The 26,997-nt window shown below is 72.4% G+C and carries 28 protein-coding genes; 9 read left to right on the top strand and 19 right to left on the bottom strand.

Going from position 1 to position 26,997, the window contains the following annotated elements:
- Positions 1 to 11 precede the first annotated feature (11 nt).
- From AC6EI4_RS18530 to AC6EI4_RS18520, 3 genes are read left to right on the top strand one after another with little or no spacing between them, the layout of a single operon-like run.
- On the top strand, positions 12 to 896 hold the full coding sequence (locus AC6EI4_RS18530; protein ID WP_498423777.1) for a 1,4-dihydroxy-2-naphthoate polyprenyltransferase: 885 nt from the start codon (positions 12 to 14) through the stop codon (positions 894 to 896).
- 45 nt (positions 897 to 941) lie between these two features.
- Positions 942 to 1,094 (top strand): hypothetical protein, encoded by a 153-nt coding sequence (locus tag AC6EI4_RS18525; protein WP_498452361.1) that lies wholly within the window; start codon positions 942 to 944, stop codon positions 1,092 to 1,094.
- Positions 1,091 to 2,473, top strand: coding sequence for a TrpB-like pyridoxal phosphate-dependent enzyme (locus AC6EI4_RS18520; protein WP_498423774.1), 1,383 nt, complete (start codon positions 1,091 to 1,093; stop codon positions 2,471 to 2,473). Before AC6EI4_RS18525 ends, AC6EI4_RS18520 begins: the two co-directional genes overlap by 4 nt.
- 357 nt (positions 2,474 to 2,830) lie before the next feature.
- On the opposite strand, the gene cds1 is transcribed toward AC6EI4_RS18520, so the two are convergent.
- Together cds1 and AC6EI4_RS18510 are read right to left on the bottom strand one after the other, a co-directional pair.
- The gene (gene cds1 / locus AC6EI4_RS18515) at positions 2,831 to 3,958 is read right to left on the bottom strand and encodes an L-cysteine desulfhydrase Cds1 (RefSeq protein WP_498423772.1); all 1,128 of its coding nucleotides are present in this window, start codon (positions 3,956 to 3,958) and stop codon (positions 2,831 to 2,833) included.
- Complete coding sequence (locus AC6EI4_RS18510; RefSeq protein WP_498452360.1) at positions 3,959 to 4,225, bottom strand: DUF4229 domain-containing protein; 267 nt, start codon at positions 4,223 to 4,225, stop codon at positions 3,959 to 3,961.
- A 43-nt stretch (positions 4,226 to 4,268) separates the two neighbouring features.
- Here AC6EI4_RS18510 and AC6EI4_RS18505 point away from each other — a divergent pair, with 43 nt between their 5' ends.
- Positions 4,269 to 4,517 carry a hypothetical protein gene (locus AC6EI4_RS18505; protein ID WP_498423769.1) on the top strand — a complete coding sequence of 83 codons (249 nt, stop codon included), beginning with the start codon at positions 4,269 to 4,271 and terminating at the stop codon, positions 4,515 to 4,517.
- Between the two features lie 24 nt (positions 4,518 to 4,541).
- On the opposite strand, the gene ccsB is transcribed toward AC6EI4_RS18505, so the two are convergent.
- The 6 genes from ccsB to hemL form a co-directional block, all read right to left on the bottom strand.
- A complete protein-coding gene (gene ccsB / locus AC6EI4_RS18500) occupies positions 4,542 to 5,579 on the bottom strand; it encodes a c-type cytochrome biogenesis protein CcsB (protein ID WP_498452359.1) in 1,038 nt (345 codons plus the stop codon).
- Positions 5,576 to 7,282 (bottom strand): cytochrome c biogenesis protein ResB, encoded by a 1,707-nt coding sequence (gene resB, locus AC6EI4_RS18495; protein ID WP_498452358.1) that lies wholly within the window; start codon positions 7,280 to 7,282, stop codon positions 5,576 to 5,578. Before resB ends, ccsB begins: the two co-directional genes overlap by 4 nt.
- A complete protein-coding gene (locus AC6EI4_RS18490) occupies positions 7,279 to 8,040 on the bottom strand; it encodes a cytochrome c biogenesis CcdA family protein (protein ID WP_498423765.1) in 762 nt (253 codons plus the stop codon). Before AC6EI4_RS18490 ends, resB begins: the two co-directional genes overlap by 4 nt.
- Positions 8,033 to 8,578 (bottom strand): TlpA disulfide reductase family protein, encoded by a 546-nt coding sequence (locus tag AC6EI4_RS18485; RefSeq protein WP_498423763.1) that lies wholly within the window; start codon positions 8,576 to 8,578, stop codon positions 8,033 to 8,035. The genes AC6EI4_RS18490 and AC6EI4_RS18485 overlap by 8 nt, the downstream gene beginning before the upstream one ends.
- A 62-nt stretch (positions 8,579 to 8,640) precedes the next feature.
- The gene (locus tag AC6EI4_RS18480; RefSeq protein WP_498423761.1) at positions 8,641 to 9,315 is read right to left on the bottom strand and encodes a histidine phosphatase family protein; all 675 of its coding nucleotides are present in this window, start codon (positions 9,313 to 9,315) and stop codon (positions 8,641 to 8,643) included.
- A gap of 2 nt (positions 9,316 to 9,317) precedes the next feature.
- Positions 9,318 to 10,625 (bottom strand): glutamate-1-semialdehyde 2,1-aminomutase, encoded by a 1,308-nt coding sequence (gene hemL / locus AC6EI4_RS18475; RefSeq protein ID WP_498423794.1) that lies wholly within the window; start codon positions 10,623 to 10,625, stop codon positions 9,318 to 9,320.
- A gap of 240 nt (positions 10,626 to 10,865) precedes the next feature.
- Here hemL and AC6EI4_RS18470 point away from each other — a divergent pair, with 240 nt between their 5' ends.
- Positions 10,866 to 12,062 (top strand): lytic transglycosylase domain-containing protein, encoded by a 1,197-nt coding sequence (locus AC6EI4_RS18470; protein WP_498452357.1) that lies wholly within the window; start codon positions 10,866 to 10,868, stop codon positions 12,060 to 12,062.
- A gap of 45 nt (positions 12,063 to 12,107) precedes the next feature.
- On the opposite strand, the gene hemB is transcribed toward AC6EI4_RS18470, so the two are convergent.
- From hemB to AC6EI4_RS18440, 6 genes are all read right to left on the bottom strand, one after another.
- The gene (gene hemB, locus AC6EI4_RS18465; RefSeq protein ID WP_498452356.1) at positions 12,108 to 13,121 is read right to left on the bottom strand and encodes a porphobilinogen synthase; all 1,014 of its coding nucleotides are present in this window, start codon (positions 13,119 to 13,121) and stop codon (positions 12,108 to 12,110) included.
- Positions 13,122 to 13,152: 31 nt separating this feature from the next.
- Complete coding sequence (locus AC6EI4_RS18460; protein ID WP_498423755.1) at positions 13,153 to 14,880, bottom strand: bifunctional uroporphyrinogen-III C-methyltransferase/uroporphyrinogen-III synthase; 1,728 nt, start codon at positions 14,878 to 14,880, stop codon at positions 13,153 to 13,155.
- Complete coding sequence (gene hemC / locus AC6EI4_RS18455; RefSeq protein ID WP_498452355.1) at positions 14,877 to 15,857, bottom strand: hydroxymethylbilane synthase; 981 nt, start codon at positions 15,855 to 15,857, stop codon at positions 14,877 to 14,879. Before hemC ends, AC6EI4_RS18460 begins: the two co-directional genes overlap by 4 nt.
- Positions 15,854 to 17,149, bottom strand: coding sequence for a glutamyl-tRNA reductase (locus tag AC6EI4_RS18450; protein ID WP_498423751.1), 1,296 nt, complete (start codon positions 17,147 to 17,149; stop codon positions 15,854 to 15,856). The genes hemC and AC6EI4_RS18450 overlap by 4 nt, the downstream gene beginning before the upstream one ends.
- Positions 17,146 to 17,916 (bottom strand): redox-sensing transcriptional repressor Rex, encoded by a 771-nt coding sequence (locus tag AC6EI4_RS18445; RefSeq protein ID WP_498423793.1) that lies wholly within the window; start codon positions 17,914 to 17,916, stop codon positions 17,146 to 17,148. The genes AC6EI4_RS18450 and AC6EI4_RS18445 overlap by 4 nt, the downstream gene beginning before the upstream one ends.
- 169 nt (positions 17,917 to 18,085) lie before the next feature.
- Entirely contained in the window at positions 18,086 to 18,349 is a 264-nt protein-coding gene (locus tag AC6EI4_RS18440) for a glutaredoxin family protein (protein ID WP_498423750.1), read from the bottom strand.
- Between the two features lie 64 nt (positions 18,350 to 18,413).
- Here AC6EI4_RS18440 and AC6EI4_RS18435 point away from each other — a divergent pair, with 64 nt between their 5' ends.
- The 3 genes from AC6EI4_RS18435 (at position 18,414) to AC6EI4_RS18425 (ending at position 21,623) form a co-directional block, all read left to right on the top strand.
- On the top strand, positions 18,414 to 19,319 hold the full coding sequence (locus AC6EI4_RS18435; protein WP_498452354.1) for an HAD family hydrolase: 906 nt from the start codon (positions 18,414 to 18,416) through the stop codon (positions 19,317 to 19,319).
- Positions 19,320 to 19,453: 134 nt separating this feature from the next.
- Positions 19,454 to 20,263 carry a sigma-70 family RNA polymerase sigma factor gene (locus AC6EI4_RS18430; RefSeq protein ID WP_498452353.1) on the top strand — a complete coding sequence of 270 codons (810 nt, stop codon included), beginning with the start codon at positions 19,454 to 19,456 and terminating at the stop codon, positions 20,261 to 20,263.
- Between the two features lie 154 nt (positions 20,264 to 20,417).
- Complete coding sequence (locus AC6EI4_RS18425) at positions 20,418 to 21,623, top strand: DUF5667 domain-containing protein (protein WP_498452352.1); 1,206 nt, start codon at positions 20,418 to 20,420, stop codon at positions 21,621 to 21,623.
- Positions 21,624 to 21,667: 44 nt separating this feature from the next.
- Here the strand turns inward: AC6EI4_RS18425 and AC6EI4_RS18420 are convergent, their stop codons facing one another.
- The 5 genes from AC6EI4_RS18420 to AC6EI4_RS18400 all read right to left on the bottom strand — a co-directional run bounded on the left by AC6EI4_RS18420 (position 21,668) and on the right by AC6EI4_RS18400 (position 25,621).
- Positions 21,668 to 22,789, bottom strand: coding sequence for a lysophospholipid acyltransferase family protein (locus AC6EI4_RS18420; RefSeq protein WP_498452351.1), 1,122 nt, complete (start codon positions 22,787 to 22,789; stop codon positions 21,668 to 21,670).
- Positions 22,782 to 23,804: an NAD-dependent epimerase/dehydratase family protein gene (locus AC6EI4_RS18415; protein WP_498452396.1), complete on the bottom strand. Its 1,023-nt coding sequence runs from the start codon at positions 23,802 to 23,804 to the stop codon at positions 22,782 to 22,784. The genes AC6EI4_RS18420 and AC6EI4_RS18415 overlap by 8 nt, the downstream gene beginning before the upstream one ends.
- Positions 23,805 to 23,823: 19 nt before the next feature.
- On the bottom strand, positions 23,824 to 23,925 hold the full coding sequence (locus AC6EI4_RS18410; protein WP_008356322.1) for a 30S ribosomal protein bS22: 102 nt from the start codon (positions 23,923 to 23,925) through the stop codon (positions 23,824 to 23,826).
- A gap of 126 nt (positions 23,926 to 24,051) precedes the next feature.
- Complete coding sequence (locus AC6EI4_RS18405) at positions 24,052 to 24,258, bottom strand: helix-turn-helix domain-containing protein (protein ID WP_498423741.1); 207 nt, start codon at positions 24,256 to 24,258, stop codon at positions 24,052 to 24,054.
- 175 nt (positions 24,259 to 24,433) lie between these two features.
- Complete coding sequence (locus AC6EI4_RS18400; RefSeq protein ID WP_498423739.1) at positions 24,434 to 25,621, bottom strand: acetoin utilization protein AcuC; 1,188 nt, start codon at positions 25,619 to 25,621, stop codon at positions 24,434 to 24,436.
- A gap of 241 nt (positions 25,622 to 25,862) precedes the next feature.
- Between AC6EI4_RS18400 and trpS the strand changes: the two genes are divergently transcribed.
- Positions 25,863 to 26,846 (top strand): tryptophan--tRNA ligase, encoded by a 984-nt coding sequence (gene trpS, locus AC6EI4_RS18395; protein WP_498452350.1) that lies wholly within the window; start codon positions 25,863 to 25,865, stop codon positions 26,844 to 26,846.
- Positions 26,847 to 26,997 lie beyond the last annotated feature (151 nt).

The following is a 26,997-nucleotide window of genomic DNA, read 5'->3' as shown; positions in this document are numbered from 1 at the left end:
AATCCTTCGTCGTGGCCACTCCCGCTCAATGGATCGCCGGGTCCCGCCCCCGGACCCTCCCCGCCGCCGTCGCCCCGGTGCTCGCCGGCACCGGCGTCGCGGCGTACGTCGCCGAGCCCGTGTGGTGGAAGGCGGCCCTGGCGATGGTGGTCGCGCTCGCCCTGCAGGTGGGGGTGAACTACGCCAACGACTACTCCGACGGGATCCGCGGCACCGACGAGGACCGGGTCGGGCCGATGCGCCTGGTCGGCTCCGGCGCGGCCACGCCCCGGGCCGTGAAGCTCGCCGCCTTCGCCGCGTTCGGCGTCGCCGGCGTCGCCGGGCTGGGGCTGGCCGCGGCGACCGCGTGGTGGCTGCTGGCCGTCGGCGTCGTGTGCGTGGTGGCGGCCTGGTACTACACCGGCGGCTCGAAGCCGTACGGCTACCTCGGCCTCGGCGAGGTGATGGTCTTCGTGTTCTTCGGCCTGGTCGCGGTCACCGGCACCACCTACGTGCAGACGGAGTCCTTCGGACGCGACGTGGCGCTGCCCGCCCTGTACGCCGCGATCGGGATCGGGGCGCTGGCCTGCTCCATCCTGGTCGCCAACAACCTGCGCGACATCCCCACCGACACCGAGGTCGGCAAGCGCACCCTGGCGGTGCTGCTCGGCGACTCCCGGACCCGCGCCCTGTTCACGCTGCTGATGGCCGCTTCGGCGGTGGCGCTGCTCGGCGTCGCCCTGGAGACGTCGTGGTGGGCGCTGCTCGGCCTCGGGTACGCCGTACCCGCGCTGTCCGCCGTACGCGTCGTCGTCGGAGGCGCTCGAGGCCTGGCGCTGATCCCGGTCCTGCAGAAGACCGGGGTCGCCGAGCTGCTCTACGGGCTGGGGATGCTGGCCGGGCTGCTCATCGCCTGATCCGCCGCCTGCCCCGCAGCGCGTCGAGCCACTAGTCTGAGCCCCATGTGGTTCTTGATCCTGGTCGCTGTGGTGGTCGCGGCCGTCGTCGTCTACAAGCTCCGGGTGCCGATCCTGGCCAAGGTCCTGGGCCAGCCGCCCGCCCGTATCGAGCGGCACCTCGAGCGCCGCGCGATCGAGCGCAGGAAGCGCCGATGAGCGAGTCGAGCACCACGCTCAGCGCAGTCGCCCCCCGCAAGTACACGCTGACCGACGACGAGATGCCGACGCACTGGTACAACCTCGTCGCCGATCTGCCCACGCCGCCGCCGGCGCCGCTGCACCCGGGCACCCACCAGCCGGTCGGGCCCGACGACCTGGCTCCGCTGTTCCCGCCGGAGCTGATCGCGCAGGAGGTGAGCGGCGAGCGCTTCGTGGAGATCCCCGAGGCCGTGCGCGAGGTCTACCTGCAGTACCGCCCCTCCCCGCTGTTCCGGGCCCGCAACCTCGAGCGCAAGCTGGGCACGCCGGCGCGGATCTACTTCAAGTACGAGGGCGTCTCCCCGGCCGGGTCGCACAAGACGAACACCTCGGTGCCGCAGGCCTACTACAACAAGCAGCACGGCATCTCCCGGCTGACCACCGAGACCGGAGCCGGCCAGTGGGGCACCGCGCTGGCCTACGCCTGCTCGCTGTTCGACATGGAGTGCGAGGTGTGGCAGGTCGGGGCGTCCTTCGACTCCAAGCCCCAGCGACGCACGCTGATCGAGGTCTTCGGCGGCAAGGTGCACCGCTCCCCCAGCCGGATGACCGAGGCCGGCCGCGCCTTCGGTGAGGACCACCCGGGGTCGCTGGGCATCGCGATCTCCGAGGCCGTCGAGCTGGCAGCACAGGACCCGGAGGCGAAGTACGCCCTCGGGTCGGTGCTCAACCACGTGCTGCTGCACCAGACGATCATCGGCGAGGAGGCACTGCTGCAGCTGGCCAAGGCCGGCGAGAGCGGCGCCGACCTCGTCATCGGCTGCGCCGGCGGCGGCTCCAACCTGGCCGGGCTGATCTTCCCGTTCCTGCGCGAGAAGCTCGCCGGCAACCAGGACCCGCGGCTGATCGCCGTCGAGCCGACCTCGTGCCCGACGCTGACCCGCGGCGAGTACCGCTACGACTTCGGTGACACCGCCGGGCTGACCCCGCTGATGAAGATGTACACCCTCGGCCACGACTTCGTGCCCTCCCCGATCCACGCGGGCGGGCTGCGCTACCACGGCATGGCGCCGCTGGTCTCGCACGTCGTCCACGAGGGGTACGTCGAGGCGCGGGCGCTGCACCAGAACGAGTGCTTCGAGGCGGCTATCGAGTTCGCTCGCTGCGAGGGCATCGTGCCGGCGCCCGAGTCGTCGCACGCGCTCGCCCAGATGCGCCGCGAGGCCCTGGCCTGCGTCGAGTCCGGTGAGGAGAAGGTCATCGTCGTCGGCCTCTCCGGCCACGGCCTGCTCGAGCTCGGCGCCTACGACTCGTTCCTGCGCGGCGGCCTCGAGGACGACGCGCTCTCCGACGCCGACCTCGGCGCCGCGCTGGCCGCCGTACCGACGATCGGCTGAGGCGGCGTCGGTTTCGACGCCGTTTGGTCCCCAACGGCGGCTTCTCACGCCGATAACCGCCGTTGGGGACCAAACGGCGACCCTTCTAGGCCGTTCTAGCCCGCCGGCCGGGGCTGCGGCCATCGCCGACGCTTCACCATCCGGTTGCAGCGCCGCGAAGGTCTCCGCTCCGGGTCAGTTGGTCCACACGGGGTGGGTGACGATGTCGCGGACCTGCTTCATGGTCAGCGCCGGTACGTCGGCCGCCAGCACCGTGCGAGAGACGCTGCTGGACCTCACCGATTGGTCACAGACGGAGGCGTTCCGGCCCCGATCCTCGCCGTTGGGGACCAAACGGCAACCCTGCCGGGCCTTTCCTCACCCGACCGGCTCCGCCCACTCCCCCGTCGCCCCGAACCCCTCCAGCGCCTTCGTGTACGGCGCGAGGTCGAGGCCTTGGGCGGCCACCCAGTCGTCGTCGTAGTAGGTGTGGGCGTACCGCTCGCCGCCGTCGCACAGGAGCGTGACCACCGAGCCGGACTCGCCGCGCTCACGCATCCGGGCGATCAGCCGCAGCGCGCCCCACAGCGCGGTGCCGGTGGAGCCGCCGACCGAGCGGCCGGTGACCTGGGTGCACCACCGGGCGGCGGCGATCGAGGCGGCGTCGGGGACCGCGATCATGCAGTCCACGACGGCGGGCTGGAAGGACGGCTCGACCCGAGGCCGGCCGATGCCCTCGATCCGGGAGGGCCCGCCTGTCGCTCCCAGGTCGCCGCTCTCCCAGGCGCGGAAGAACGCGGACTGCTCCGGGTCGACCACACACAGGCTGGTGGGCAGCCGGCGGTAGCGGATGAACCGGCCGATGGTCGCCGAGGTGCCGCCGGTCCCCGCGCCGACGACGATCCAGGTCGGCACCGGGTGCCGCTCGTGGGCGAGCTGGCTGAAGATCGACTCGGCGATGTTGTTGTTGCCGCGCCAGTCGGTGGCGCGCTCGGCGTAGGTGAACTGGTCGAGGAAGTGACCACCGGTCTCCTCGGCCAGGCGCCGTGACTCCGCGTAGATGGTCGCGGGCTCGTCGACGAGGTGGCAGCGCCCGCCCTGGAACTCGATCAGCTCGATCTTCTCCGGGGAGGTGCCGCGCGGCATCACCGCGATGAACGGCAGCCCCAGCAGCCGCGCGAAGTAGGCCTCGGAGACCGCGGTCGAGCCGGACGACGCCTCGATCAGCGTGGTGTCCTCGCGGATCCAGCCGTTGCACAGCCCGTAGAGGAACAGCGAGCGCGCCAGCCGGTGCTTGAGCGATCCGGTCGGGTGGACCGACTCGTCCTTGAGGTAGAGGTCGATGCCGGCCCCGGAGATCGCGGTGGGCAGCGGGAAGACCAGCAGGTGGGTGTCGGCCGAGCGGTTGGCGTCGGCCTCGACGCGCCGGATGGCCTCGTCGAGCCAGGCGCGGCGGCCCCGGTCACTGTGGTCGGCGACGTGACAGCCTTCGGGCGAGGCGCCCACTCAGTCGACGTCCTCGCGGGACTTGACCTGCTGCATCCGGGCCGAGGCCCGCTCGGCCCGCTCCTCGACGCGGCGGGCGAACGCCTCGCGCGGAGCGTTGAGCAGGAAGTACGACGCGATTCCGGAGATCACGAACGCGACGATGAACGGCCAGAGGATCGGCAGCTGGTTGCCGGAGGTCACCAGGAGGTAGATCCCGGCGACGAGGGCGTACGACGCGACGAACAGGGCCAGCCGCAGGGCGGTGTAGATAGCGAACTCCTTCACGCCCCCAGGGTAGTTCCCACCATGGGGCACCTACTCTTGAGGTGTGCTGAAGTTCGTGCTGGTCGTCCTGCTGTTCGCGGTGGCGTTCTACCTGACCATCCGGGTCATCGAGCGCCGCGGCCTCCAGGGAGGCGGGCCCGATGACGGCTCCGGTGGCCGTCCCGCGCCGCCTCGGCCGCTGGGACCCGACGACGACCCGGACTTCCTGTGGCAGCTCGACCGTCGCAAGCGGCACCCGGAGAAGCGCTCCGACGACGACGGCCCGGACCCCACCCCGCCCGAGCCGGCCTGAGGCCGGTCCGGCGGGCCGGCGACACTACGCCGACTCGACGCTGACTGACTCGACGCCGTCCGGCTCGACGCTGACCGACGCGGCCGGGGCGGCGTAGGAGTGCTGGCTGCTGGAGCTGAAGAAGTTGATGCCGATGAAGTTGAACCACAGCGTCGCCAGCCCGATCAGCGCGATGTAGGCGGCGTTGCGGCCCTTCCAGCCGGCGGTGGAGCGGGCGTGCAGGTAGGCGGCGTACACGACCCAGGTGATGAAGGCCCAGACCTCCTTGGGGTCCCAGTTCCAGTACGACGACCAGGCCTGGTGCGCCCAGATCGGCCCGGTGATCAGCACCGCGAAGGTCCACACCGGGAACGCGAACGCGTGCATCCGGTAGGAGATCCGGTCCAGCGTCTGGGTGGAGGGCAGACGGGCGATGTAGCCGCTCTGCCGGCCGCCCCAGCGCTCCTTGACCAGGAACAGCAGCGAGACGATGCCGCCCACCGTGAACGCCCCGGTCGCGATCACCGCGGAGACCACGTGGATGACCAGCCAGGGTGAGTCGAGCGCCTCGGTCAGCGGCGCGACGCCCTCGTAGAGCCAGATCACGTCGGCCATCAGCGTGGCCAGCACGAAGCCCACCACCAGCGGCGCCATCCAGTGCAGCGCGAACTTCCGGTACGCCGCCAGGTAGATCACCGAGACGAAGAACGTCCCGGCCAGCGTGAACTCGTACATGTTGCCCCACGGCACCCGGTTCGGGTCCGCGGCCATGCCGCGCGCCACCAGCGCCACGAGGTGCACGGCGGTGGCCAGGATGGTCAGCAGCACCCCCAGCCGCCCGAACAGGGCGATCTTCTGGGAGTCCGCCGGGGCCGGGGCGGCGTCCTTGGACAGCACCGGCGGGGTCCCGGGCGCCGCGGCGCCGACCGGCACGGACTCGCGACGCCCTGCCTGCTCGGCACCCACCGGCACCTTGCGCAGCGCGCTCCACTCGATGAGGTGCGCCAGCAGCGCCAGGAAGTAGACGAGACCTGCGGCCGCCACCGCCTGATTGCTCAGAGTCTCCCAGGACGCGTCGCTCACGGCTTCTCCTCCAGTGCGGTTCCATCAGGTGTGTCGTGCGGTGCGCCGTCGTGCGGTGCGCTGTGCGGGGCGTCGTCGTCGGGTGCCGCTCCCCCGAGCGCGGCCACGATCTCGTTGAGCTCGGCGTCGACGTCGCCGCCGCCGGAGCGGTCGAGACCCGCCACCTCCACCAGTGTGGCCCCGCCCTCGGGTGAGACGCGAACCCAGACGCGACGGGGCCGGATGAACAGCGACCCGAGCAGGCCGATCAGCGCGAGCACCACCCCGGTCAGCGCGACGAACTTGCCGGGGGTGCGGCTGATCTGGATCTTGTTCCAGCGCTGGATCGAGTCGAAGCTGACCGAGCCGGCGCCGTTCGGCAGCTCCACCGAGTCGCCCATCGCCAAGTCGATGCGGAACATCGACCCGTCGGGCTTGGTGACCACCTCGGCGTCGGCCTTGTCGAGGGCGTAGACCGACTGCCCGCCGCTGTCGTCCATGCCGAGGTCGCCGGTGTAGGCGAGCATCGAGATGGCCGGGTTGAGCGCGTCACCGAAGGCGGAGAACGGCCCGCTGGCGTCGGTGAAGCCGTAGGTCGGGTAGAGCTCGCCCTCGAGCCCGATCTGGGTGGGCTCCGCGTCGGGCGCCTTGACCACGCCGAAGGAGCGGAAGCTCTCGTCGGTGGGCAGGAAGATGGTCGGGCCGCTGTAGGCGACGTCGCCGTTGCCGTCGCGCACGGTGATCACCGGGGCGTAGCCGTGCCCGATCAGGAAGATGTCGGTCTCCCCGATGGTGAGCGGGTGGTTGACCTTGAGGTCGTACTTCTTCGGCTCGGCATCCAGGCTCTCGCCGTAGGTGATGTGCGAGACGAACTTCTGCGCCATCCCCGCCCGCGGGCCCTTCTTGAGCCACTCGATGTCGAAGTCGTCGACGTTGAAGTAGAACGGCTCCATCTCGCCGGCGTCGAAGAGGGTGCCGGGGACCAGGTCGTCGTACTGGGTGGGGCTGTTGGAGAAGCCGTTGCCGACCACCAGGATCACGCCGCCCTTGTAGCCGAACAGGCTGCCCATCGCGAACCCGACGAGCACGATCACCACCGACAGGTGGAAGACCAGGTTGCCGGCCTCGCGCAGGTAGCCCTTCTCCGCCGAGACCGCGCCGTCGCGGACCTCGACGCGGTAGCGCCGCTTGCGCAGCACCCGGCGAGCCCGCTCGAGCAGCTCCTCGGCGGAGTCCGACGAGGTGTACGACGTGTGGTCGGGAAGCCGCCCGAGGTGGCGCGGGGCGCGCGGGGGCCGCGAGCGCAGCGCGCGCCAGTAGACCCGGGTGCGGGGCAGGATGCACCCCACCAGCGAGATCATCAGCAGGATGTAGATCGCCGAGAACCACACCGAGTCGTAGACCGAGAACATCCCCAGGCGCTCGTAGATCGGCGTCAGCTTGGGGTGGGCCTCCTGCCAGCGGGAGGCGGCCAGCGAGTCGACGTCCTCCTGGGGGATCACCGAGCCCGGGATCGCCGCCAGCGCGAGCAGGAACAGCAGCACCAGCGCGGTGCGCATGGAGGTGAGCTGGCGCCAGGCCCAGCGCGCCAGCTCCAGGGCGTTCAGCTCGCCGGGACGGCGATCGTCAGGGCCGGACCCGTCCGGGCCCCGCTCCTCGGCCTCGTCCACGAGGTTCTCGACGTGCCCCTCGGGGCGCCGGTCGTCGGCCTGTCTGGTCGTCACACATCCACCTGGTAGCCGGAGATCAGGTTGCTCTGCAGCCAGGTCACGGCGTGGTCCCACCAGCCGGTGACCAGGGCGATGCCGACGGCGATCATCATCAGCCCGCCGATGCGCATCACCCAGGCCTGGTGGCGGCGCACGAACCCGACGGCACGCAGCATCTTGCGGTAGGCCAGGGCCGCCACGATGAACGGCAGCCCCAGCCCGGCGGCGTAGAAGCCGGAGAGCAGGGCACCGCGCCCGGCGGTGCCCTCGTTGTAGGACAGCGTGTAGATGACGCCGAGCGTGGGCCCGATGCACGGGGTCCAGCCGACGCCGAACAGGAAGCCGAGGAAGGGCGCGGCGACCAGCCCGACGGCCGGCACCGAGTGGAAGCGCAGGTCGCGCTGGAAGATCCGCACCGCGCCCATGAAGACCAGCCCGAGCACGATGGTGATCACGCCGAGCACCACGTTGAGCGTGCGGCGGTACTCGAAGAGCCAGGTGCCGACGGCACCGGAGATGGAGCCCAGCAGCACGAAGACGGCCGAGAAGCCGAGCACGAAGAGCACCGAGCCGAGCAGCATCCGCCCGCGGCGCCCCTCGCCGCCGGTGCTGGCCAGGTCCGCCCCGGACAGCCCGGTGGCGTAGGAGAGGTAGCCCGGCAGCAGCGGGATGACGCACGGGGAGAAGAAGGAGACCAGCCCGGCGATGACCGCGATCGGGATGGCCAGCGCCAGCGAGCCGGAGCCGGCGATCTCCTGGAAGGTCTCACCCATCGCCGGGGCTCCCGGAGGGGTCGGCCGGCTGGTCGGGGCCGGTCTCGGCGAGGACGTCCTCGGCCAGCGTGGTGAGCGTGACCTTGGAGGGCACCTCGCCGATGATGCTGGCCGCGACGCGCCCCTGCGCATCGAGCACCAGCGTGCTCGGGATCGTGTTGGGGGTCAGCGTCCCGGCGAACGAGAGCAGCGCCTTGCCGTCGGGCGAGAAGACCGAGGGGTAGGGGATCTCGAAGCGGCGCACGAAGCTCTGCGCCTGGTCGATGGCGGGGTCGCGGACGTTGATCCCGAGGAAGCCGACCCGGCCGTCGAGCTCGGCGGCCGCCTCGGCCAGCGCGGGCGCCTCCGCCCGGCACGGCGGGCACCAGGAGCCCCACACCACCACCACGGCCGGCTTGCCGCGATAGTCCGCCAGCGAGACGGGCCGGCCGTCGAGGTCCTCCCCCTCCAGCGCGACCGGGTCGTCACGCTCGGCCGGCTCGACCTCGACGACGGTGCCCTTGCCGGTGATGTAGCCCTTGTCGCCGGTGCCCTCCATCGACGAGCAGCCCGCCAGCAGAGCGAGCAGACAGACGAGCAGAACGGGTGCCAGGTGACGCTTCAGGGTCGCTTCTCCTCGGGTGCGCCGCCGGCGGAGAAGGTCGCGCCGCGGTCCTTGACCGGGATCAGGTCGCCGGCCGGCTCGGAGTAGGAGACCTGGGAGAGGGTGTCGCCGACGAAGTGCAGCGAGGTGAGCGAGCACAGCGTGCACTGGCGCTTGCGCGGGTCGTGCAGGAAGGAGCGCCGCTCCACGTGCAGGCGGGTGGTCCAGATCGGCAGCTGGTGGGAGACGACCACGGCCTCGTGCCCGCGCGCGGCGTCGCGCGCGTCGTACACGGCCGCCATCATCCGGGCGGCGACCTCGGTGTAGGGCTCGCCCCACGAGGGCCGGAAAGGGTTCCACAGGTAGCGCCACGACGCCGGGTTGCGCAGCTCGTTGTTGCCCTTGCCGAAGGTCTTGCCCTCGAACTTGTTGGTCGACTCGATCACCCGGGGGTCGATGCTCACCTCGAGCCCGCGCCGCTCGGCGAGCGGGCGGCCGGTCTCGCGGGCGCGCTCCAGCGGCGAGGAGACCAGGTGGGTGATGTCGCGCTCGCCGATCTTGTCGGCGACCTGCTGGGCCATCTTCTGCCCGAGCGCGGAGAGGTGGAACCCGTCGCGGCGGCCGTAGAGCACGCCATCGGGGTTGTGCACCTCGCCGTGACGCAGCAGGTGGACGATCGTGCGCTCGCTCATGTTCAGGCTCCTTCGACGGTGGCCGCGGCAGCGCGGGCGGCGTGGGGCAGGGCGTCCAGCACCCGCTGCACGGCGCGGTCGTCGTGGGCGGAGGAGAGGAACCACGTCTCGTAGGCCGACGGCGGCAGGTAGACGCCCCGGTCGAGCATGGCATGGAAGAACGCCGCGTAGGCGGCGGTGTCGGTCGTCGAGGCGTCGGCGAAGTCACGGACCTCGGTGTCGGTGAGGAACACCGAGAACATCGTGCCGGTGGACTGGATCCGGTGCGCCACCCCGGCGGCGCTCAGCGCCTGCGCGGTGGCCGCCTTGATGGTCTCGCCGGCGGCGGTGATGTGGGCGTAGACCTCGTCGTCTGCCAGGCGCAGCGTGGTCAGCCCGGCGGTCGTCGCGATCGGGTTCCCCGACAGCGTCCCGGCCTGGTAGACCGGCCCCTCGGGGGCGAGGTGGGCCATCACGTCGGCGCGACCGCCGAACGCGGCCGCGGGGAAGCCTCCGCCCATCACCTTGCCGAAGGTGGTGAGGTCGGGGCGCCAGCCCTCCCGGGCCCCGTCCAGGCCCCACTGCCCGGTGCGCGAGGCGCGGAAGCCGGTCATCACCTCGTCGCTGACCAGCAGCGCGCCGTGCCGGGTGCAGGTCTCGGCCAGGAACGCGTTGAAGCCGGGCTCGGGCGGGACCACGCCCATGTTGCCGGGGGCGGCCTCGGTGATCAGGCACGCGATCCGGCTGCCGTGCTCGGCGAACGCCTTCTCCACCGCCGCGCGGTCGTTGTAGGGCAGCACCAGCGTCAGGGCGGTGGAGGACTCGGGGACCCCGGGGGTCCCCGGCACCGCGAACGTGGCCAGACCCGAGCCGGCGGAGGCCAGCAGCGAGTCGACGTGGCCGTGGTAGCAGCCGGCGAACTTCACCACCAGGTCGCGCCCGGTGAAGCCGCGCGCCAGCCGGATCGCCGACATCGTGGCCTCGGTGCCGGAGGAGACGAAGCGGACCCGGTCGACGCTCGTGCGCGCCACGATCTCCTCGGCCAGCTCGACCTCGGGCCGCGTCGGCGTGCCGTACGACGTGCCGCGCGAGACGGCGTCGACGACGGCGGCGCGGACCTCGGGGTGGTCGTGGCCCAGCAGCATCGGGCCCCACGAGCAGATCAGGTCGACGTACTCGTTGCCGTCGACGTCGGTCAGCCAGGCGCCGCTGGCCGAGGCGATGAACCGCGGGGTGCCGCCGACGGCGTTGAAGGCGCGGACCGGGGAGTTGACCCCGCCCGGGGTCACCGCCCGCGCCCGCGCGAACAGGGCGTGGGAGCCCGAGGTCAGGTCGGTGGGGTCTGTCACGCGGTTCATTCTCCCCGAGACGACCAAGCCCCACGAGCCCAGGGCCAGGGACGTGCGGCCTGGATCACGATGACCTCCGTCTCAGATACAAGATCCAGAGGGAGACGCACGCCACACTCGCAGGTTAAATTGGCGTAACCGAGGGTTACGCATCTCGTTGTTGGAAACACGTGAGCTTTGAGGGAGCCGCGACGAACCGTCGTCTGCTAGGGAGAGGGACTCATGACCAAGCCACGCTTCGGACGTGTGCAGAAGGCCACCGCACTGATACCGCTGGCCCTGCTCTCAGCAGCCTGGACCGCCAGCCTCGCGAGTGTCGGGGGCATCAGCACCGCGTCCGCGGGCTTCCAGGCCGACCCCCACCTGCCGGACGGCACGAGCGTGCCCACCGAGGCGATCGAGGCGCCCGCCAGCGTCTCGCTGCCCGGCGTGGTCGCGCCGGCGGTGCCCACCGGCAAGGCCACCTCCGTGGTCGCGACGGCCTCGACCAACGGCATCCCGGCCGCCGCCCTGGCGGCCTACCAGCGCGCCGAGACCGTGATCAACTCCGCCGACAAGAGCTGCAAGATCAACTGGCAGCTGGTCGCGGCGATCGGCCGGGTGGAGTCCGACCACGGGCGCTACGGCGGCAACCGGCTCGACGACGACGGCATCGCCCAGCCCGGCATCTTCGGCATCGCGCTCGACGGCACCCGCAACACCGCCCAGATCGCCGACACCGACGCCGGCCAGCTCGACAACGACCTGAAGTTCGACCGTGCGGTCGGCCCGATGCAGTTCATCCCCTCGACCTGGTCGGTGGTCGGGGTGGACGCCGACGGCGACGGCAAGCGCAACCCCCAGGACATCGACGACGCGGCGCTGGCCACGGCGGTCTACCTGTGCTCGGGCAACGACGACCTCTCCAAGGAGGCCGGTCAGCGCAAGGCGGTCCACCGCTACAACCACAGCGACGAGTACGTCGACCTGGTGCTGTCGATCATGCAGGCCTACGCCGAGGGCGACTTCACCTCGGTCCCCAACAGCACCACCTCGGCGGCCATGTTCGTGCCGGAGGTGACCGCCCCGACCCGCCCCGCGCGCGGCGCCGCGCCGGCGCGTCAGCCCGGGCGAGGCGGCGACAACCTCGTCGCCCAGCCGCCGAGTCAGTCCTCGGAGACGCCGCAGACGTCGCCGCAGCCTCAGCAGCCGAGCCGCCCGCAGCAGCCGGCGCCCTCGCAGCCCGCGCCGAGCAAGCCGCCGAAGGCGGGTCTCCCCCCGATCGTGAAGAACCCCGGCCAGGTCATCACCGACCCCGGCCAGGCGATCGAGGACACGCTGACCTGGACCGAGGCCCGCGCCCAGTGCATCGCACGGGGGCTGACCACGCTCGACCTGGGCGCGCTGACCCGCTGCATCACCGAGATCCTGGCGCCCTGAGCGCGCTGTGCCTCACCCCGGCCCGGAGGCCGGGGTGAGGCAGGCTCAGCGGCGGCTGAGCAGGCGCGCGGCCTCGGCGGCCCAGTAGGTGAGCACCACGTCGGCGCCGGCTCGGCGGATCGAGGTGAGCGTCTCCAGGATCGCCGCCTCGCGGTCGATCCAGCCGTGGGCGGCGGCCGCCTCGACCATCGCGTACTCGCCGGAGATGTTGTACGCCGCGACGGGGACCGGTACCGCGTCGCGCACCCGGCGCAGCACGTCGAGGTAGGCCAGGGCCGGCTTGACCATCACCATGTCGGCCCCCTCCTCGACGTCGAGCAGGGCCTCGCGCACGCCTTCGAGGGCGTTGGCCGGGTCCTGCTGGTAGGTGCGCCGGTCCCCCTCGAGGCACGAGTCGACGGCCTCGCGGAAGGGGCCGTAGAAGGCGGAGGCGTACTTCGCGGAGTAGGCCAGGATCGAGACGTCGCTGGCACCGGAGGCGTCCAAGGCGGAGCGGATCACCCGGACCTGCCCGTCCATCATCCCGCTGGGGCCGACCATGTCGACACCGGCCGCGGCCTGCGCGAGCGCCATCTGCGCGTAGATCTCGAGCGTGCGGTCGTTGTCGACGGCCCCCTCGGAGTCCAGCACGCCGCAGTGGCCGTGGTCGGTGAACTCGTCGAGGCACAGGTCGCTCATCACGGTAAGCGCGTCCCCGACCTCGGCCACCACGTCGGTGATCGCCAGGTTGAGGACGCCGGCCGGGTCGAGGGCACCCGAGCCGGTTGCGTCACGGGTGGCCGGGATCCCGAACAGCATCACCCCGCCCAGGCCCAGCTCGGCGGCCTCGTGGGCGGCGACGAGGAGGCTGGAGCGGGTGTGCTGGACGACGCCGGGCATCGAGCTGATCGGACGCGGCTCGTCGGCGTCCTCGCGCACGAACAGCGGCAGCACCAGCTGACGCGCCTCGAGGCTCGTCTCGGCCACCATCCGGCGCAACGACGACGTCCGGCGCAGGCGGCGCGGGCGCAGGACCGGGCCCTCGACGGGGCCCGGTCCGGTGGGGTACTCGACGACCATCAGCGATCAGCCCCCGTACGTACCCCCGCGCTCACGAGGAGGTCGCCTTGCGCCGCGTCGAGGGCTTGCGCTCCGAGGGGCGCGTGACCGGCTGGTCGGACTCCAGCAGCGCGGCCCGGCGGGTGGCGCCGAAGTCGGCCAGCGCGTCGGCCAGCACCTCGACCGAGGGCGAGGGGGCCAGCACGTCGACGCGCAGGCCGTGCTCCTCGGCCGTCTTGGCCGTGGCCGGGCCGATCACCGCGATGACCGTCGAGGGGTGCGGCTTGCCGGCGATGCCGACCAGGTTGCGCACCGTCGAGGACGAGGTGAACACGACCGCGTCGAACTTGCCGGTCTTGATGGCGTCGCGGGTCGGCGCCGGCGGCGGCGTGGCGCGCACGGTGCGGTACGCCGTGACGTCGTCACACTCCCAGCCGAGGTCGACCAGGCCGGCGACGAGGTTCTCGGTGGCGATGTCCGCGCGCGGCAGGAAGACCCGGTTGATCGGGTCGAGCAGCTCGTCGTAGGGCGGCCAGTCGGCCAGCAGCCCGGCCGCGGACTGCTCGCCGGAGGGCACCAGGTCCGCGCGCAGACCCCACGCCGCGATGGCGGCGGCGGTCTTGTCGCCGACGGCCGCGATCTTCAGCCCGGAGAACGCCCGCGCGTCGAGGCCGTACTCCTCGAACTTCTCGCGCACCGCGCGCACCGCGTTGACCGAGGTGAAGGCGATCCACTCGTAGCGGCCCTCGACCAGGCCGCGCACGGCCTTGTCCATCTGCTGGGGGTTGCGCGGCGGCTCGACCGAGATCGTCGGGACCTCCTCGGGCACCGAGCCGTAGCTGCGCAGCCGCTGGGAGAGCGTGCCGGCCTGCTCCTTGGTGCGCGGGACGAGGACCCGCCAGCCGAAGAGCGGCTTGGTCTCGAACCACGACAGCGTCTCGCGCAGGTTGACCACGTCGCCGATCACCGTGACCGCCGGCGGCGCGATCCGCGCGGTCCGCGCGTCGACGCCGATCCGCTCGAGCGTCGAGGTGACGGTCGCCTGGTTGGTGGTGGTGCCGACCCGGGTCATCGCGACCGGGGTGCGCGGGGAGCGTCCGGCCTCGATGAGCGCCTGGGCGACCTCGGCGATGGAGCCGACCGCCGAGAGCAGCACCAGGGTGCGGTCGTCGGCGTACTGGCGCCAGTCGACCTTCTCCCCGCAGGTCACCACCGCCACCTCGCGGTGGTTGCGGGTGGTGAGCGGGATGCCGGCGTAGGCCGGGACCGCGCTGACCGACGAGACGCCGGGGACGATCTCGAAGCCGATGCCGGCCTTGACGCAGGCCTGGGCCTCCTCCGGGCCGGAGGCGTAGACGAACGGGTCGCCCGCCATCAGCCGGACCACGCGGGCGCCGGTCTTGGCCCGCTTGACCACGACCTTGGCCCGGGCCGCGTGGGTCAGCGGCTGGCCGTCCTCGCCGAAGCCGCCGTCCACCAGGACGGGGCCCTGCGGGTCGACCTCGTTGCCGTCCTCGTCCAGCACGGGCTCGGGCAGCCCGAGCACGGTGCGGACCAGCGCGGCGTGCTCGGGGACCTCGGTGACGACGACCTCTGCCTCACGCAGCAGCTCGACCGCACGCACCGTGAGCAGCCCGGGGTCGCCGGGGCCGCTGCCCACGAACGACACCCAGCCGCGCAGCGCCGAAGGGGACCCCGGAGCGGGGTTGTGTCCTCCGGTCGTGCCAGGGGCCGACCCGTCGGTGGACGGGACGGAACTGGTGATCTTGCCTCGAGTCATGCGTGCTGCTTTCTCGCTGGTGTGTCGATCAGTTCGGCTGCGCCTTCGGCGAGCATGTCGGTGGCCAGCCGTCTTCCGAGAGCCACTGCCTCGGCCGGGGACCCGGTCGCGGACATTCGAACGGCGAGGCCGCCGTCGGCGGAGAGCGCCACGGCGCGGATCCAGAGCTCGTCGCCGTCCTCACCCTCGACGACCTCGGCCAGGGCACCCACCGGAGCCGAGCATCCGGCCTCCAGGGTGGCGAGCACGGCGCGCTCCGCGTCGACTGCCGTGCGGGTGGCCCGGTCCTCCAGCTGCCCGAGGGCGGCCAGCAGGTCCGTGTCGTCCGCGCGGCACTCGATGGCGAGCGCTCCCTGCCCGGGGGCCGGGAGCATCTGCAGTGGGTCGAGCGACTCGGTGACGACACCGAGGCGGCCGATCCGCGAGAGCCCGGCCCGAGCCAGCAGCACCGCGTCCACCTCCCCCGAGGTGACCTTGCCGATCCTGGTATCCACATTGCCACGGATTCCGACGATCTCCACACCGAGGCCGAGGGCCGCCAGCTGGGCGACCCGGCGCGGCGAGCCGGTGGCGACCTTGGCGCCCGCGGGCAGCTCACCCAGGGTCAGGCCGTCGCGGGCGACGACCACGTCGCGGGGGTCCTCGCGCAGCGGCACCGCGGCCAGCGCGATCCCGGCCTCGCTGCCGGTGGGCAGGTCCTTGAGGGAGTGCACCGCCACGTCGACCTCGCCGCGCAGCAGGGCGTCGCGCAGGGCGCTGACGAAGACCCCGGTGCCGCCCAGCTGGGCCAGCGGGGCGCGGTTGACGTCGCCCTCGGTGGAGACGTGCACCAGCTCGACCTCACGCCCGAGCCGGTCGCGGATCAGGTCGGCGACCATCCCGGACTGGGTGGTGGCCAGCAGGGAGGCACGGGTGCCCAGCCGGACGGGCGGCAGGGTGGCGCGGGCTTCGGTGGTGCCGGATTCGGTGCTGCTCATTCCAGTCCCTCCGCTCGGGTGACGGCGTCGACGGCCTCGGGGTCGAGGGCGAAGAGCTCGGCCAGGGCCGCGGCGTAGGACACCGCACCGGTCTCGTTGGCCAATTCCTTGACGCGCACCGTGGGCTCGTGCAGGAGCTTGTCGGCCACCCGCCGTACGGCGTGCAGGACCTCGGCGCGCAGGGCCGGGTCGAGGTCGGGCAGGCGCCCGTCGAGGCGGGCGATCTCGGCGTCGACCACCGAGGTGGCCATCGTCCGCAGCGCCACCACGGTGGGCGTCACGCTGGCCTGGCGGCGGGCCGAGACGAAGGCGGAGACCTCCTGCTGCACGATCCGCCGCACACCGGCGACCTCGCGGCCGGCCTCGGTGTCGTGGAGCTCCTCGGCGAGCTGGCGCAGTCCGATCAGGCTCACCCCGGGCAGCTCGGTGACCAACGGGTCCACGTCGTGGGGCAGGGCGAGGTCGACGAGCACCAGCTCGCGCGCGGAGTCGCCGCGCGCCTGCTCGAGCATCGGGCGGGTGACGATGACGCCGGCGGCGCCGGTGCAGGAGATGACCAGGTCGGCGCCGGCGAGCTCGCCGGCGAGCTCGGCCAGCGGCCGGGTGCGCGCGCCGTACTGCTCGGCGAGGCGCTCGGCCTTGTCGGGCGTCCGGTTGACCACGGCGATGTCGCTGGCCCCCATCCGCGAGACGGTCGAGGTCGCCAGCGCGGCCATGGAGCCGGCGCCGACCACCACGACCCGCTTGCCGACCACGGTCCCGATCCGCACAGTGGCGCGCTCGAGGCCGGCGGTCACCAGCGAGGGCGCGGCGCGATCGATGTCGGTCTCAGCATGCGAACGCTTGCCTACGCGCAGCGCCTGCTGGAAGAGCACGTTGAGGGCCGGCCCGACCGTGCCCAGCTCCTGGCCCAGGCGCAGCGCGTCGCGGGTCTGGCCGAGGATCTGGCTCTCCCCGACGACCATCGAGTCGAGGCCGGCGGCCACCTGGAAGAGGTGGGAGACGGCTCCGTCGTCGTAGTGCACGTACAGGTGCGGCAGCATCGACTCGGTGCTCTCGCCGGCCCGCTCGATCAGCAGCCGGGAGACGTCCTCGACGCTGCCGTGGAAGCGCTCGACGTCGGCGTAGATCTCGAGTCGGTTGCAGGTGGAGATCACCGTCGCCTCGGTGACGTGCTCGCAGCTGGTGAGGTCGTGGATCAGCTTGGCCACGCCGTCGCCGTCGAGGGCGAGGCGCTCCAGCACGGCGACCGGGGCCGACCGGTGGGAGACGCCCACCACCAGGACGCTCATGCGGGCTCCCCGTGGATCGCGGGCTGCATCGACGGCTCAGCCGCGCTCGGCTGGTCCGGCTGGATGGGGGGCTGCATGTCGTGCGGCATTCCTGACTGAAGCGAGGGGGACTTGCGCTGCTGGTGGTAGGCCAGGATCTGCAGCTCCATGGACAGATCCACCTTGCGGACGTCGACGCCGGCCGGCACCGACAGCACGGTGGGGGCGAAGTTGAGGATGCTGGTGATGCCCACGGCGACCATCCGGTCGGCGACCGCCTGCGAGGCGGCGGCCGGCGTCGCGATGACCCCGATCGCCACGCCCTGCTCCACGACGACCCGCTCGAGGTCCTGCAGCGGGCGCACCTCGAGGCCGGCGACGACCTCCTCGTACTGCCCGGGGTCGGCGTCGAGCAGCGCGACCACGCGGAAGCCGCGGGTGCGGAAGCCGGAGTAGTTGGCCAGGGCGTGACCGAGGTTCCCGATCCCGACGATCACCACGGGCCAGTCCTGGGTCAGACCGATCGCCCGAGCGATCTGGTAGCGCAGGTAGGCGACGTCGTAGCCCACGCCGCGGGTGCCGTAGCTGCCGAGGTGGGAGAGGTCCTTGCGGAGCTTGGCGCTGTTCACGCCGGCCGCCGTGGCGAGGTCCTCACTGGAACAGGTGGCGGTGCCCTGGTCGGCGAGGGCCGCCAGCGCCCGCAGATAGATCGGCAGACGAGCGACGGTCGCCTCGGGGATGTCCCGTGCGTCTGGGGAGGTCGGTGGGGTCACTGCTCTCGTCTCCAGCCGCACGAGACCGGCCTGGCAGTTTCCGGTCGTGGCGCCGTGCAGCCAGATCACTGTAGGAGTTTGTGAACGTGAGAACAAACCGAGCGGCACTCAGGCCTAGCACATGTGAGATGACCCACCCGAAGTGGGTCCCCGTCTCAGCTGATGGGCGCCGCGCCCGCCGAACTCACCCGCGCAGAGCCGCCCGGAGCCGGTCGGCGCTGACTCGCCAGAAGTCGTGCTGACGCCCGTCGACGAGCGTTACCGGGACCTCCTCGCCGTAGCGGTGCTCCAGCGCGGGGTCGTCGTCGACGTCGATCTCCACGAAGCTCTCGCCCAGCTCGGCACAGACCTGCTGCACCACGGCTCTGGCCTCGTCGCACAGGTGGCAGTCCTGGCGGGTGTAGAAGGTGACGCGGGGCTGACCCGCGGGAGCGTCCGGCTCGGTCATGACACCAGCCTGACACAGCCGCGACGCTCGGCGCGCGGAGGTCGATCCCGCTACGCTCCCCCACGTGACACCCCCGCCCGGCGACAAGCACAAGCACCCGCTCCCGCGGGACCTGCGCCTGCGCTCGACCCTGGCCGGCGAGGCCGCCGCCTCGGCGGCGGAGGTGGAGAGCGCGCTGCTCACCCCGGCCGACCCGGGCGCCGCGGCGTTCTTCGACGTCGACAACACGATCATGCAGGGCGCGAGCATCTTCCACCTCGCCCGCGGCCTGCACCGTCGGCAGTTCTTCTCGACGCGCGAGATCCTCGGCGCGGCATGGAAGCAGACCTACTTCCGCCTGGTCGGGGTCGAGGACCCCGTGCACGTCGCCCAGGCACGCGCCTCCGCGCTCTCCTTCATCGCCGGCCACACCGTCGAGGAGCTCGAGTCGCTGGGCGAGGAGATCTTCGACGAGGGGATGTCGCACCGGATCTGGCCCGGCACCCGGGCGCTGGCCCAGATGCACCTCGACCAGGGCCAGCGGGTCTGGCTGGTCACCGCGGCCCCGATCGAGATCGCCTCGATCATCGCGCGGCGCCTGGGCCTGACCGGCGCGATGGGCACGGTCTCCGAGCACGCCGACGGCGTCTACACCGGCCGCCTGGTGGGCGACCTGCTGCACGGCCCCGCCAAGGCCGAGGCGATCCGGGCGTTGGCCGAGCGCGAGAGCCTCGACCTGAGCCGGTGCTCGGCGTACAGCGACTCCGCCAACGACCTGCCGATGCTCGACCTGGTCGGCCACCCGGTGGCCATCAACCCCGACGCCCGCCTGCGCAGCCACGCCCGCGCGAACGGGTGGCGGATCCGCGACTACCGCACCGGCCGCAAGGCCGCCCGCCTCGGGCTGCTGGCGGGCGGCCTGGCGGGCGCCACCAGCGGGGCCGTCGCGGCCGGACTGACCCTGCGCGCACGCCACCGTCTCCTGCGCTGACCTGCACAGACGCGGCCCGGAGCCCGGCTCCCCCGGGGGCTGGACAATTGCCGTCGCTCGGTTCCCAACCGGACCTGCGCGACCTACCCTGTAGGCGGGCTTCCGGGGAGGGGCCTCAGGGGGAGGGTTCCACCATGCAGGCACGAGGCGACCTGGCTCGCGGGCTCGAGTCCCTGCGCGCCGCCGTGGCCGCGGCCCTGTCCGACCCCGTGCCGGTACCGGCCGGGCAGCCGGGCGGCGGGCCGCGCGGCCCGCGCGCGCCGCTGGCCTGGACCGCGCTGCTCTCCGAGGCCGCCGCCCGCGACGTCGAGATGCACTCCCCCGGCTCGGCCCCGGGCTCGTCGGACTACGACGACGCCGAGCTGGCCGCGTCCTCGGAGGACGACGCCGCCGAGCGCAGCCGGCTGATCGCCCTGGTGGAGCTGGCCCGGCAGGGCGACAAGGACGCCTTCGGGCTGCTCTACGACCACTACCACGGCTCGGTCTACCGTTTCCTGTTCTACCGGACCCGCTCGGTGGCCCTGGCCGAGGACCTCACCTCCGAGACCTTCTTCCGCGCGCTGCGCAGCATGAGCGGCTTCCGCTGGCAGGGCCGCGACTTCGGCGCCTGGCTGATGACGATCGCCCGCAACCTCACCACCGACCACTTCAAGGCCGGGCGCACCCGTCTCGAGCTGACCACCGATGACATGGGCCAGCACGACGACGCGACCGAGGGGCCGGAGACCGCCGTGCTGGCCAGCCTCACCAACGAGGCGCTGCTCCTCGCGCTCAAGAAGCTCCCAGGCGAGCAGCAGGACTGCCTGGTGATGCGCTTCCTGCAGGGCATGAGCATCGCCGAGACGGCCGCGGTCCTCGGCCGCAGCGACGGCGCGGTGAAGCAGCTGCAGCTGCGCGGCGTGCGCAACCTCGCCAAGCTGATGCCCGAGGGGATGCGCGACTGATGGGCGCCCCGGTCGAGACCCCGCTCACAGCCCGCGCGCGCCGCGTAACCTCGCGCCGGCGCTCGTCGTTGAGGTGCACGTGGACGACCGCGGATCCCGGCACCTGTGCCGGGCCCCGGCCGGGGAGCACCACTGCAACGACAGGACTGACGGCATGACACCCGCGTGGACGACGCGCCGACGCGCCGACGAGTTCGAGGCCTCGCTCGAGGGGCGCCCGAGCGACCGCCCCGACGACGCCCGCTATGCCGAGCTGCTCGAGGTCGTCTCGGCCGTGCGCTCGCTGCCCCGCCCCGAGCCCCGCCCCGAGTTCTCGGCGTCCCTGCGCGAGCGACTGATGGCTGAGGCCGACACCGTGCTGGTGCCCCGCGACCGCTCGGTCGAGGAGCGCCTCGCCCTGCCGGTGCGCGACCGCAGCCGGCGCGACCGGCGCCTGGCCGTCGCCGCCGGGGCGTTCGTGCTGGTCGGGGCGACGAGCTCGATGGCCGTGGCGTCGCAGGACGCGCTTCCGGGCGAGACCCTCTACCCGGTGAAGCGGGCGATCGAGGAGGTGCGCACCGACATCACCCTCGACGACACGTCCCGGGCGCACGCGCTGCTCGACCGGGCCACCGACCGGCTCGCCGAGACCACGAGGCTGGCCGCGCAGAACCCGGGCGCCCTTGACTCGGCCACGCCCCTGACCGACTTCACCGACCAGGCACGCCGCGGCTCCGCCCTCCTGCTCGAGCAGTACGACGAGACCGGCGACGAGCAGCTGATCACCGACCTGCGGGACTTCACCGCCACCAGCATGTCGTCCCTGGAGCTGCTGGAGGCCAGCCTCCCGCGAGAGGCCGCCCCGGCGCTGCGCGCCGCGGCACAGGCGGTGCAACAGATCGACGCCCAGGCCCTGTCCGCGTGCCCCACCTGCGGCCAGGCCGTGGTGGTGATCCCCCAGGACCTCTACGACGCCGGCCAGGACCCGGCCGAGGACCCACGGCCGAGCGCCGAGGCCACGCCGAGCGACGCGCCGCGACCGCCCAAGGCCCCGCCCACGGTGCGGGTGCCGGACTTCGCCCCCGAGGCACTGCCTCCGGGGAGCATGACCGGCCCCTCCGGCGCCCCGGCACCCACCGGTGCTCCGGGCCCCCAGCCGGCGCCCCCGTCGGCGGGGACGACCGAGCGCCCGGGCCCGCTCACCAGCCTCCTGGGCGGTGGCGCCGACCCCTCGAAGAGTCCGCTGGGCGGTCTGCTGTCGCCGGTCACCGAGGCGGTCGACGATCTGACCGCCGGGCTGGGACTCGATCTCGGCCCGCTGCTCGGACAGCCTCCGCGGAGCCCGAAGCCCGCACCGCGGGGCCCCTCGCCCTCTCCCTAGCCGGGAGTCGGAGTCGGCGCGGTAGCCGCCGGGTCGGTTCCGCCTCAGCCGAAGACCGACGGGCGATCCATCAGCAGCCGGTAGAGGGTCTGCTGGATGGTCTCGCGCACCTGGTCGGTCACGTTGAAGACCAGCATCGGGTCGTCGGCCGCTCCGGCCTCGTAGCTGTCGGTGCCCACCGGCTCGCCGAACTCCATGATCCACTTCGACGGCAGCGGCACCAGCCCCAGCGGGCCGAGCAGCGGGAACGTCGGCGTGATCGGGATGTAGGGCAGGCCGAGCACCCGGGCCAGGGTGGGCAGCTGTCCGACCATCGGGTAGATCTCCTCGGCGCCCACCACCGACAACGGGATGATCGGCACGCCGGTGCGCAGCGCTGCCGAGACGAAGCCGCCGCGTCCGAAGCGCTGCAGCTTGTAGCGCTCGGAGTAGGGCTTGCCGATGCCCTTGAAGCCCTCGGGCCACACCCCGACCAGCTCGCCGCCGGCCAGCATCCGCTCCGCGTCGGCGTTGCAGGCCAGGGTGGCCCCGCTCTTGCGGGCCAGACTGCTCACCGCGGGCAGCCGGAAGACCAGGTCCGCCCCCAGCGGGCGCAGGAAGCGCCCGGTGTGCTCGTGAATGGTGGCCATCGTCATCAGCCCGTCGACGGGCAGGGTGCCGGAGTGGTTGGAGACCACCAGCGCGCCGCCCTCGGTGGGGATGTTCTCGACGCCGCGCACCTCGATGCGGAACCACTTCTCCGCGATCGGTCGCAGCGCGGCGAGCAGGAAGCGCTCGGTGAGCTCGGTGTCGAAGCCGTACTCGTCGACGACGTAAGCACCGCTCACCCGTCGCCGCAGGAAGGCCAGGAAGCGGGCCAGCTGCGGCTCCCACTGGTCGCCCCAGACCTCGCGGGAGGCGTGCTGGAAGGCATCGAGCCAGTCCCCGACGGGGATTCCCGTGGTCGGCTCGCTGTCCTTGGCGGTGACCGGCTCGCGCACGGTCTCCTGCTCCTCCGCCTCGGTGACCTCGGCGGGAGGCGGCGGGGCGGCTGCTGCCGGCGGGGCTGCTGCCCGGGGGCGGGCGCTCTGGCCGGCCAACCCGCGGGCGGCGCTCGATGGGCGCTTGCCCGTGCCGCGCCCGGGCTGGCCCCGGGTGCCGATCGGAATGATCTCGGCGTCACCCATGCGGGCCTCCGGGGTCGGTGTCGGCGAGCGGAGCCATCGTCCGGGACATCCCCGCGAGGAGCCGCTCGGCCGGGTTCTCGGTGGCGAAGGGGGCAGAGAAGTCGGCGAACGCCTCGGCGGTGGTGAACCGAGGATGGAAGCCCAGTCGCTCGCGCATCCGGGCGGTGTCGACGCCGCGGCCGTAGGTCAGCAGGGCGATCTGCTCGCGGGAGAGCTCCAGCAGCCGGGCCGAGCGCACCACGGAGCCCAGCCGCTCGAAAGCGAAGCCGGGGACCGGGACCGAGGGGCGACCCAGCCGGCGCACCGCCTGGGAGAGCAGCAGCACCCCGTCACCGGCCACGTTGAACGTGCCGGGGGTGCCGGCGCGTACGGCGTGACCCAGCACCTCGAGCAGGTCCTGCTCGTGCAGGAACTGCAGGCGCGGGTCGTGGCCGAGCACGGTGGGGATGACCGGGAGCCGGAAGTAGGCGGCCGTCGGACTCGTCACGTGCGGGCCGATCACGTTCGCACACCGCAGCGTGGTGACGCTGACGTCCGGGCGACGGCGCGCGAAACCGCGGACGTAGCCCTCCACCTCGAGGGCGTCCTTGGCGTAGCCCGAGCCGGGAACCCGCTTGGGCTCCATCTCCTCGGAGAACATCGCCGGATCCCGGCTGCTCGCGCCGTACACCGTCGTCGTCGACTTCACCACGAGCTGCCGCAGGCCGGGGGCCTTCTGGCAGGCGGCGAGGAGCTGCATCGTCCCGATGACGTTGAGCTCCTTCATCGAGTGCCGACCCCCGGCTGGGCCGGGGGTCGAGATCACGCTCATGTGGACGACGGTGTCGACGTCCTCTTTGGCGATGATCTTCGCGATGACGGGGTTGCGGATGTCGGCCCGGACGAACGAGACATCACCGATGTCCCCTCTCGGGGGGACGACATCCACGCCGATGACCCGGTCGATCGCCGGGTCTGCGGCCGCGGATCGCGCGAATCGCCTACCGAGGTCCCGTGAGACCCCGGTGACGAGCACGACCCTGGCCACGGACCGGCTACTTGCCGAGCTTGCGGCGCTGCACGCGCGTCTTCTTGAGCAGCTTGCGGTGCTTCTTCTTGGCCATGCGCTTGCGCCGCTTCTTGATGACAGAACCCACGGGGAAACCTTTCACGTCTGCGTCACTCCGGCCGGTGCCTGGAGAACCCCGACAGCCTAGCCGCCGGTGCCCGCCGAGCAGAATCGAGCGTGCCCGTGCTCACCATGTGGCACCGGACACGGGGCCTCAGCCGGCGTCGAAGAAGCTCTTGCGCAGGTAGTTGTGCACGTCCTCCTCGACCACGCGGAACGATCGTCCGACGCGCACCGCGGGGAGCTCCCCGTTGTGGACGAGCCGATAGACGGTCATCTTCGAGACGCGCATCATCGTCGCGACCTCGGCAACGGTCAGGAACCTCACCTCGGAAATGTCCCCGGACGAGCTGCCAGCCATGGTGCACCGCACTTTCCTGCAGCGCGCCCCGAGCTTCCCCGCTCGCGGACCGTCGCGCCGTCGTCGTGAGAATAGGGCCTGATGTGACTCCTGGGGAAGAGGACGACTCAGAATTTGTCCGCGCTACGGCGTGTCGAGTTGCTTTGCGGCCAGACGGGGACGGGGCAACGACCGGTCAGGGCAGCGGATCCAGGCCGTGCAGCGGGAAGACCTGAGTCCTGGTCGCGTTGATGGCCCGGTCCAGCCAGGTCTCCGGGTCGTAGCCCTCGGCCCAGCTGCGGTAGGCCGGCGTCCGCCCGTCGGTGAGCCGGTGGGGCGCGGTGCGGCCCAGGCTCCTGGCCACGTGGTCGCGCCAGTCCCCCGGGGTCTCGGTGCGCGGATCCAGCGGACGGCCACCGACGATGGCCAGCAGGTGGGTCCAGGCCCGCGGGACGACCTCGACGATCGCGTAGCCCCCGCCGCCGGTGGCGACCCAGCGCCCCTGCGCCACCTCGTGGGCCAGGTCGTGCAGCGCCAGGTACGTCGCGCGCTGGCCGTCGACGGTCAGCATCAGGTGGGCCAGCGGGTCCTCGATGTGGGAGTCGCAGCCGTGCTGGGTGACCAGCACCTCGGGCTTGAACTCGCGCAGCAGCGGCGGCACCACCGCGTGGAAGGCACGCAGCCAGCCGGCGTCCGAGGTGCCCGGCGGCAGCGCCACGTTGACCGCGGTGCCCTGCGCCTCGCGACCGCCGAGGTCCTGGGGGAAGCCGGTGCCGGGGAACAGCATCTGCCCGGTCTCGTGCAGCGAGATCGTCAGCACCCGCGGGTCGTCCCAGAAGATCCGCTCCACGCCGTCGCCGTGGTGCACGTCGACGTCGACGTAGGCCACCCGCTGGGCGCCGGAGTCGAGGAGGTGCTGGATGCCCACGGCGACGTCGTTGTAGAGACAGAACCCGCTGGAGCGGTCGCGCATCGCGTGGTGCAGCCCGCCGGCGATGTTGACGCTGTGCAGCGACTCCCCGCTCCAGACCTGGCGGAACGCCTCCAGGCTGGCGCCGACGACGTGGGCCCCGGCCAGGTGCATGTCGGGGAAGACCGGGTTGTCGTCGCTGCCGAGGCCGTGCTGGAAGTCGGCCCCACCGTGGCGGCCGCAACGCTCCAGCGCCTCGATCAGGGCGGGGTCGTGCACGGTCGCGATCTCGTCGGAGCTCGCCATCGGCGCCGCGACGAGCCGCAGGCCACCGGGCCCGGTGACCCCGAGCTGGTCGGCGAGGCGCATGGTGAGGTCCACCCGCACCGGCGACATCGGGTGGGTAGGACCGAAGTCGTACTCCGTGAGGCTCTGGTCGAAGACGACCGTCGCACGACCTTCACAGCCTTCCATGCCGGCGACCCTACCCCCGGATCCGCGCCGCGTGCGGGTGCCGCGGCGTACGATGCGCGGGTGCCCGACCTCGCGACGTCCCAGCCGACGTCCCCCGCCCTCACCTGGTGGCTCGCCTGACCGGCGGACCACCTGCTCGAGCACGCACCTCGACACCACGGCCGCCTGCGGGCGGCCGTTCGGCATCCTCACCGGCATCCTCACCGGCACCTCCCGCGGGCACGACTCCCAGGAGAACCACATGACCACCGCTCCCCTCACCCGCACGCGGACCCTGTCGCTGCTCAAGCCCAGCGGCGGACTGACCCTGGGCAACCTGCTCGGGGCGCTGCGCCCGATGGCGCGCGCCCAGGACGAGCAGGAGGGGTTCTACGGCGTGGCCGACCTGCACGCGCTGACGGTGCCGCACGATCCCGAGCGGCTGCGCGCCCTGACCACCGAGCTGGCCACGATGATGCTGGCGGTCGGGCTGGAGCGCAGCACGCTCTTCGTGCAGAGCCAGGTCAGCGCCCACGCCGAGCTCGCCTACCTGCTCGAGTGCACCGCGCACACCGGGGAGCTGGGCCGGATGATCCAGTTCAAGGAGAAGGGCCGCGAGCAGCCCGCGACCAGGGTCTCGCTCTACACCTACCCGGTGCTGATGGCCGCCGACATCCTGCTCTACCGCCCGGCGCGGGTCCCGGTCGGCGCCGACCAGCGCCAGCACGTGGAGCTCACCCGTGACCTCGCCCAGCGGTTCAACAACACCTACGGCCCGGTCTTCACCGTCCCGGAGATCACCACCCCACCGGCCGGGGCCAGGATCATGGACCTGCAGGACCCGACCACCAAGATGGGCAAGTCCAACGCCGACGGGGCCGGCGTGATCCGCCTGCTCGACCCGCCCGACGTCGTACGGCGCAAGGTGGCGCGCGCGGTCACCGACTCCGACACCGGCGCCGAGGCCGTGCGTCACGACCGCGAGACCAAGCCGGGTGTGACGAACCTGCTCGAGATCCTCACCGCCTGCGGGGGCAGCGCCGACGGCATCACGACGTACGGCGCCCTCAAGCAGGCCGTGACCGATGCCGTGATCGCCGAGCTCGAGCCGCTCCAGGCGCGCTACGTGGCCCTGTCCGCGGACCTCGCCCACGTCTCCAGCGTCTTCGGCGCCGGCGCCGCGCACTGCCGCACCGTCACCGCCCCCGTGCTCTCCGCCGCCAAGACCGCCATGGGCCTCGTCTAACCCACCCGCCCCGCCCCGCGCGCCGCGCCCCCGCGCACCGCGCCCCATGTAACGCGGGGTTATGCCCACTACCGCAGCGGGCTGGGTCTATCGGTGGAAGCAACGGGTCAGGCTGCTGGCGTTGTTGTCAGCAGCGCGGCCAGCGCTTGGG

The organism is Nocardioides sp. Z43_10 (genome assembly GCF_059766615.1).
Note: the sequence above shows the minus strand (reverse complement) of the source record. Positions and strands in the feature narration are given on the sequence as shown.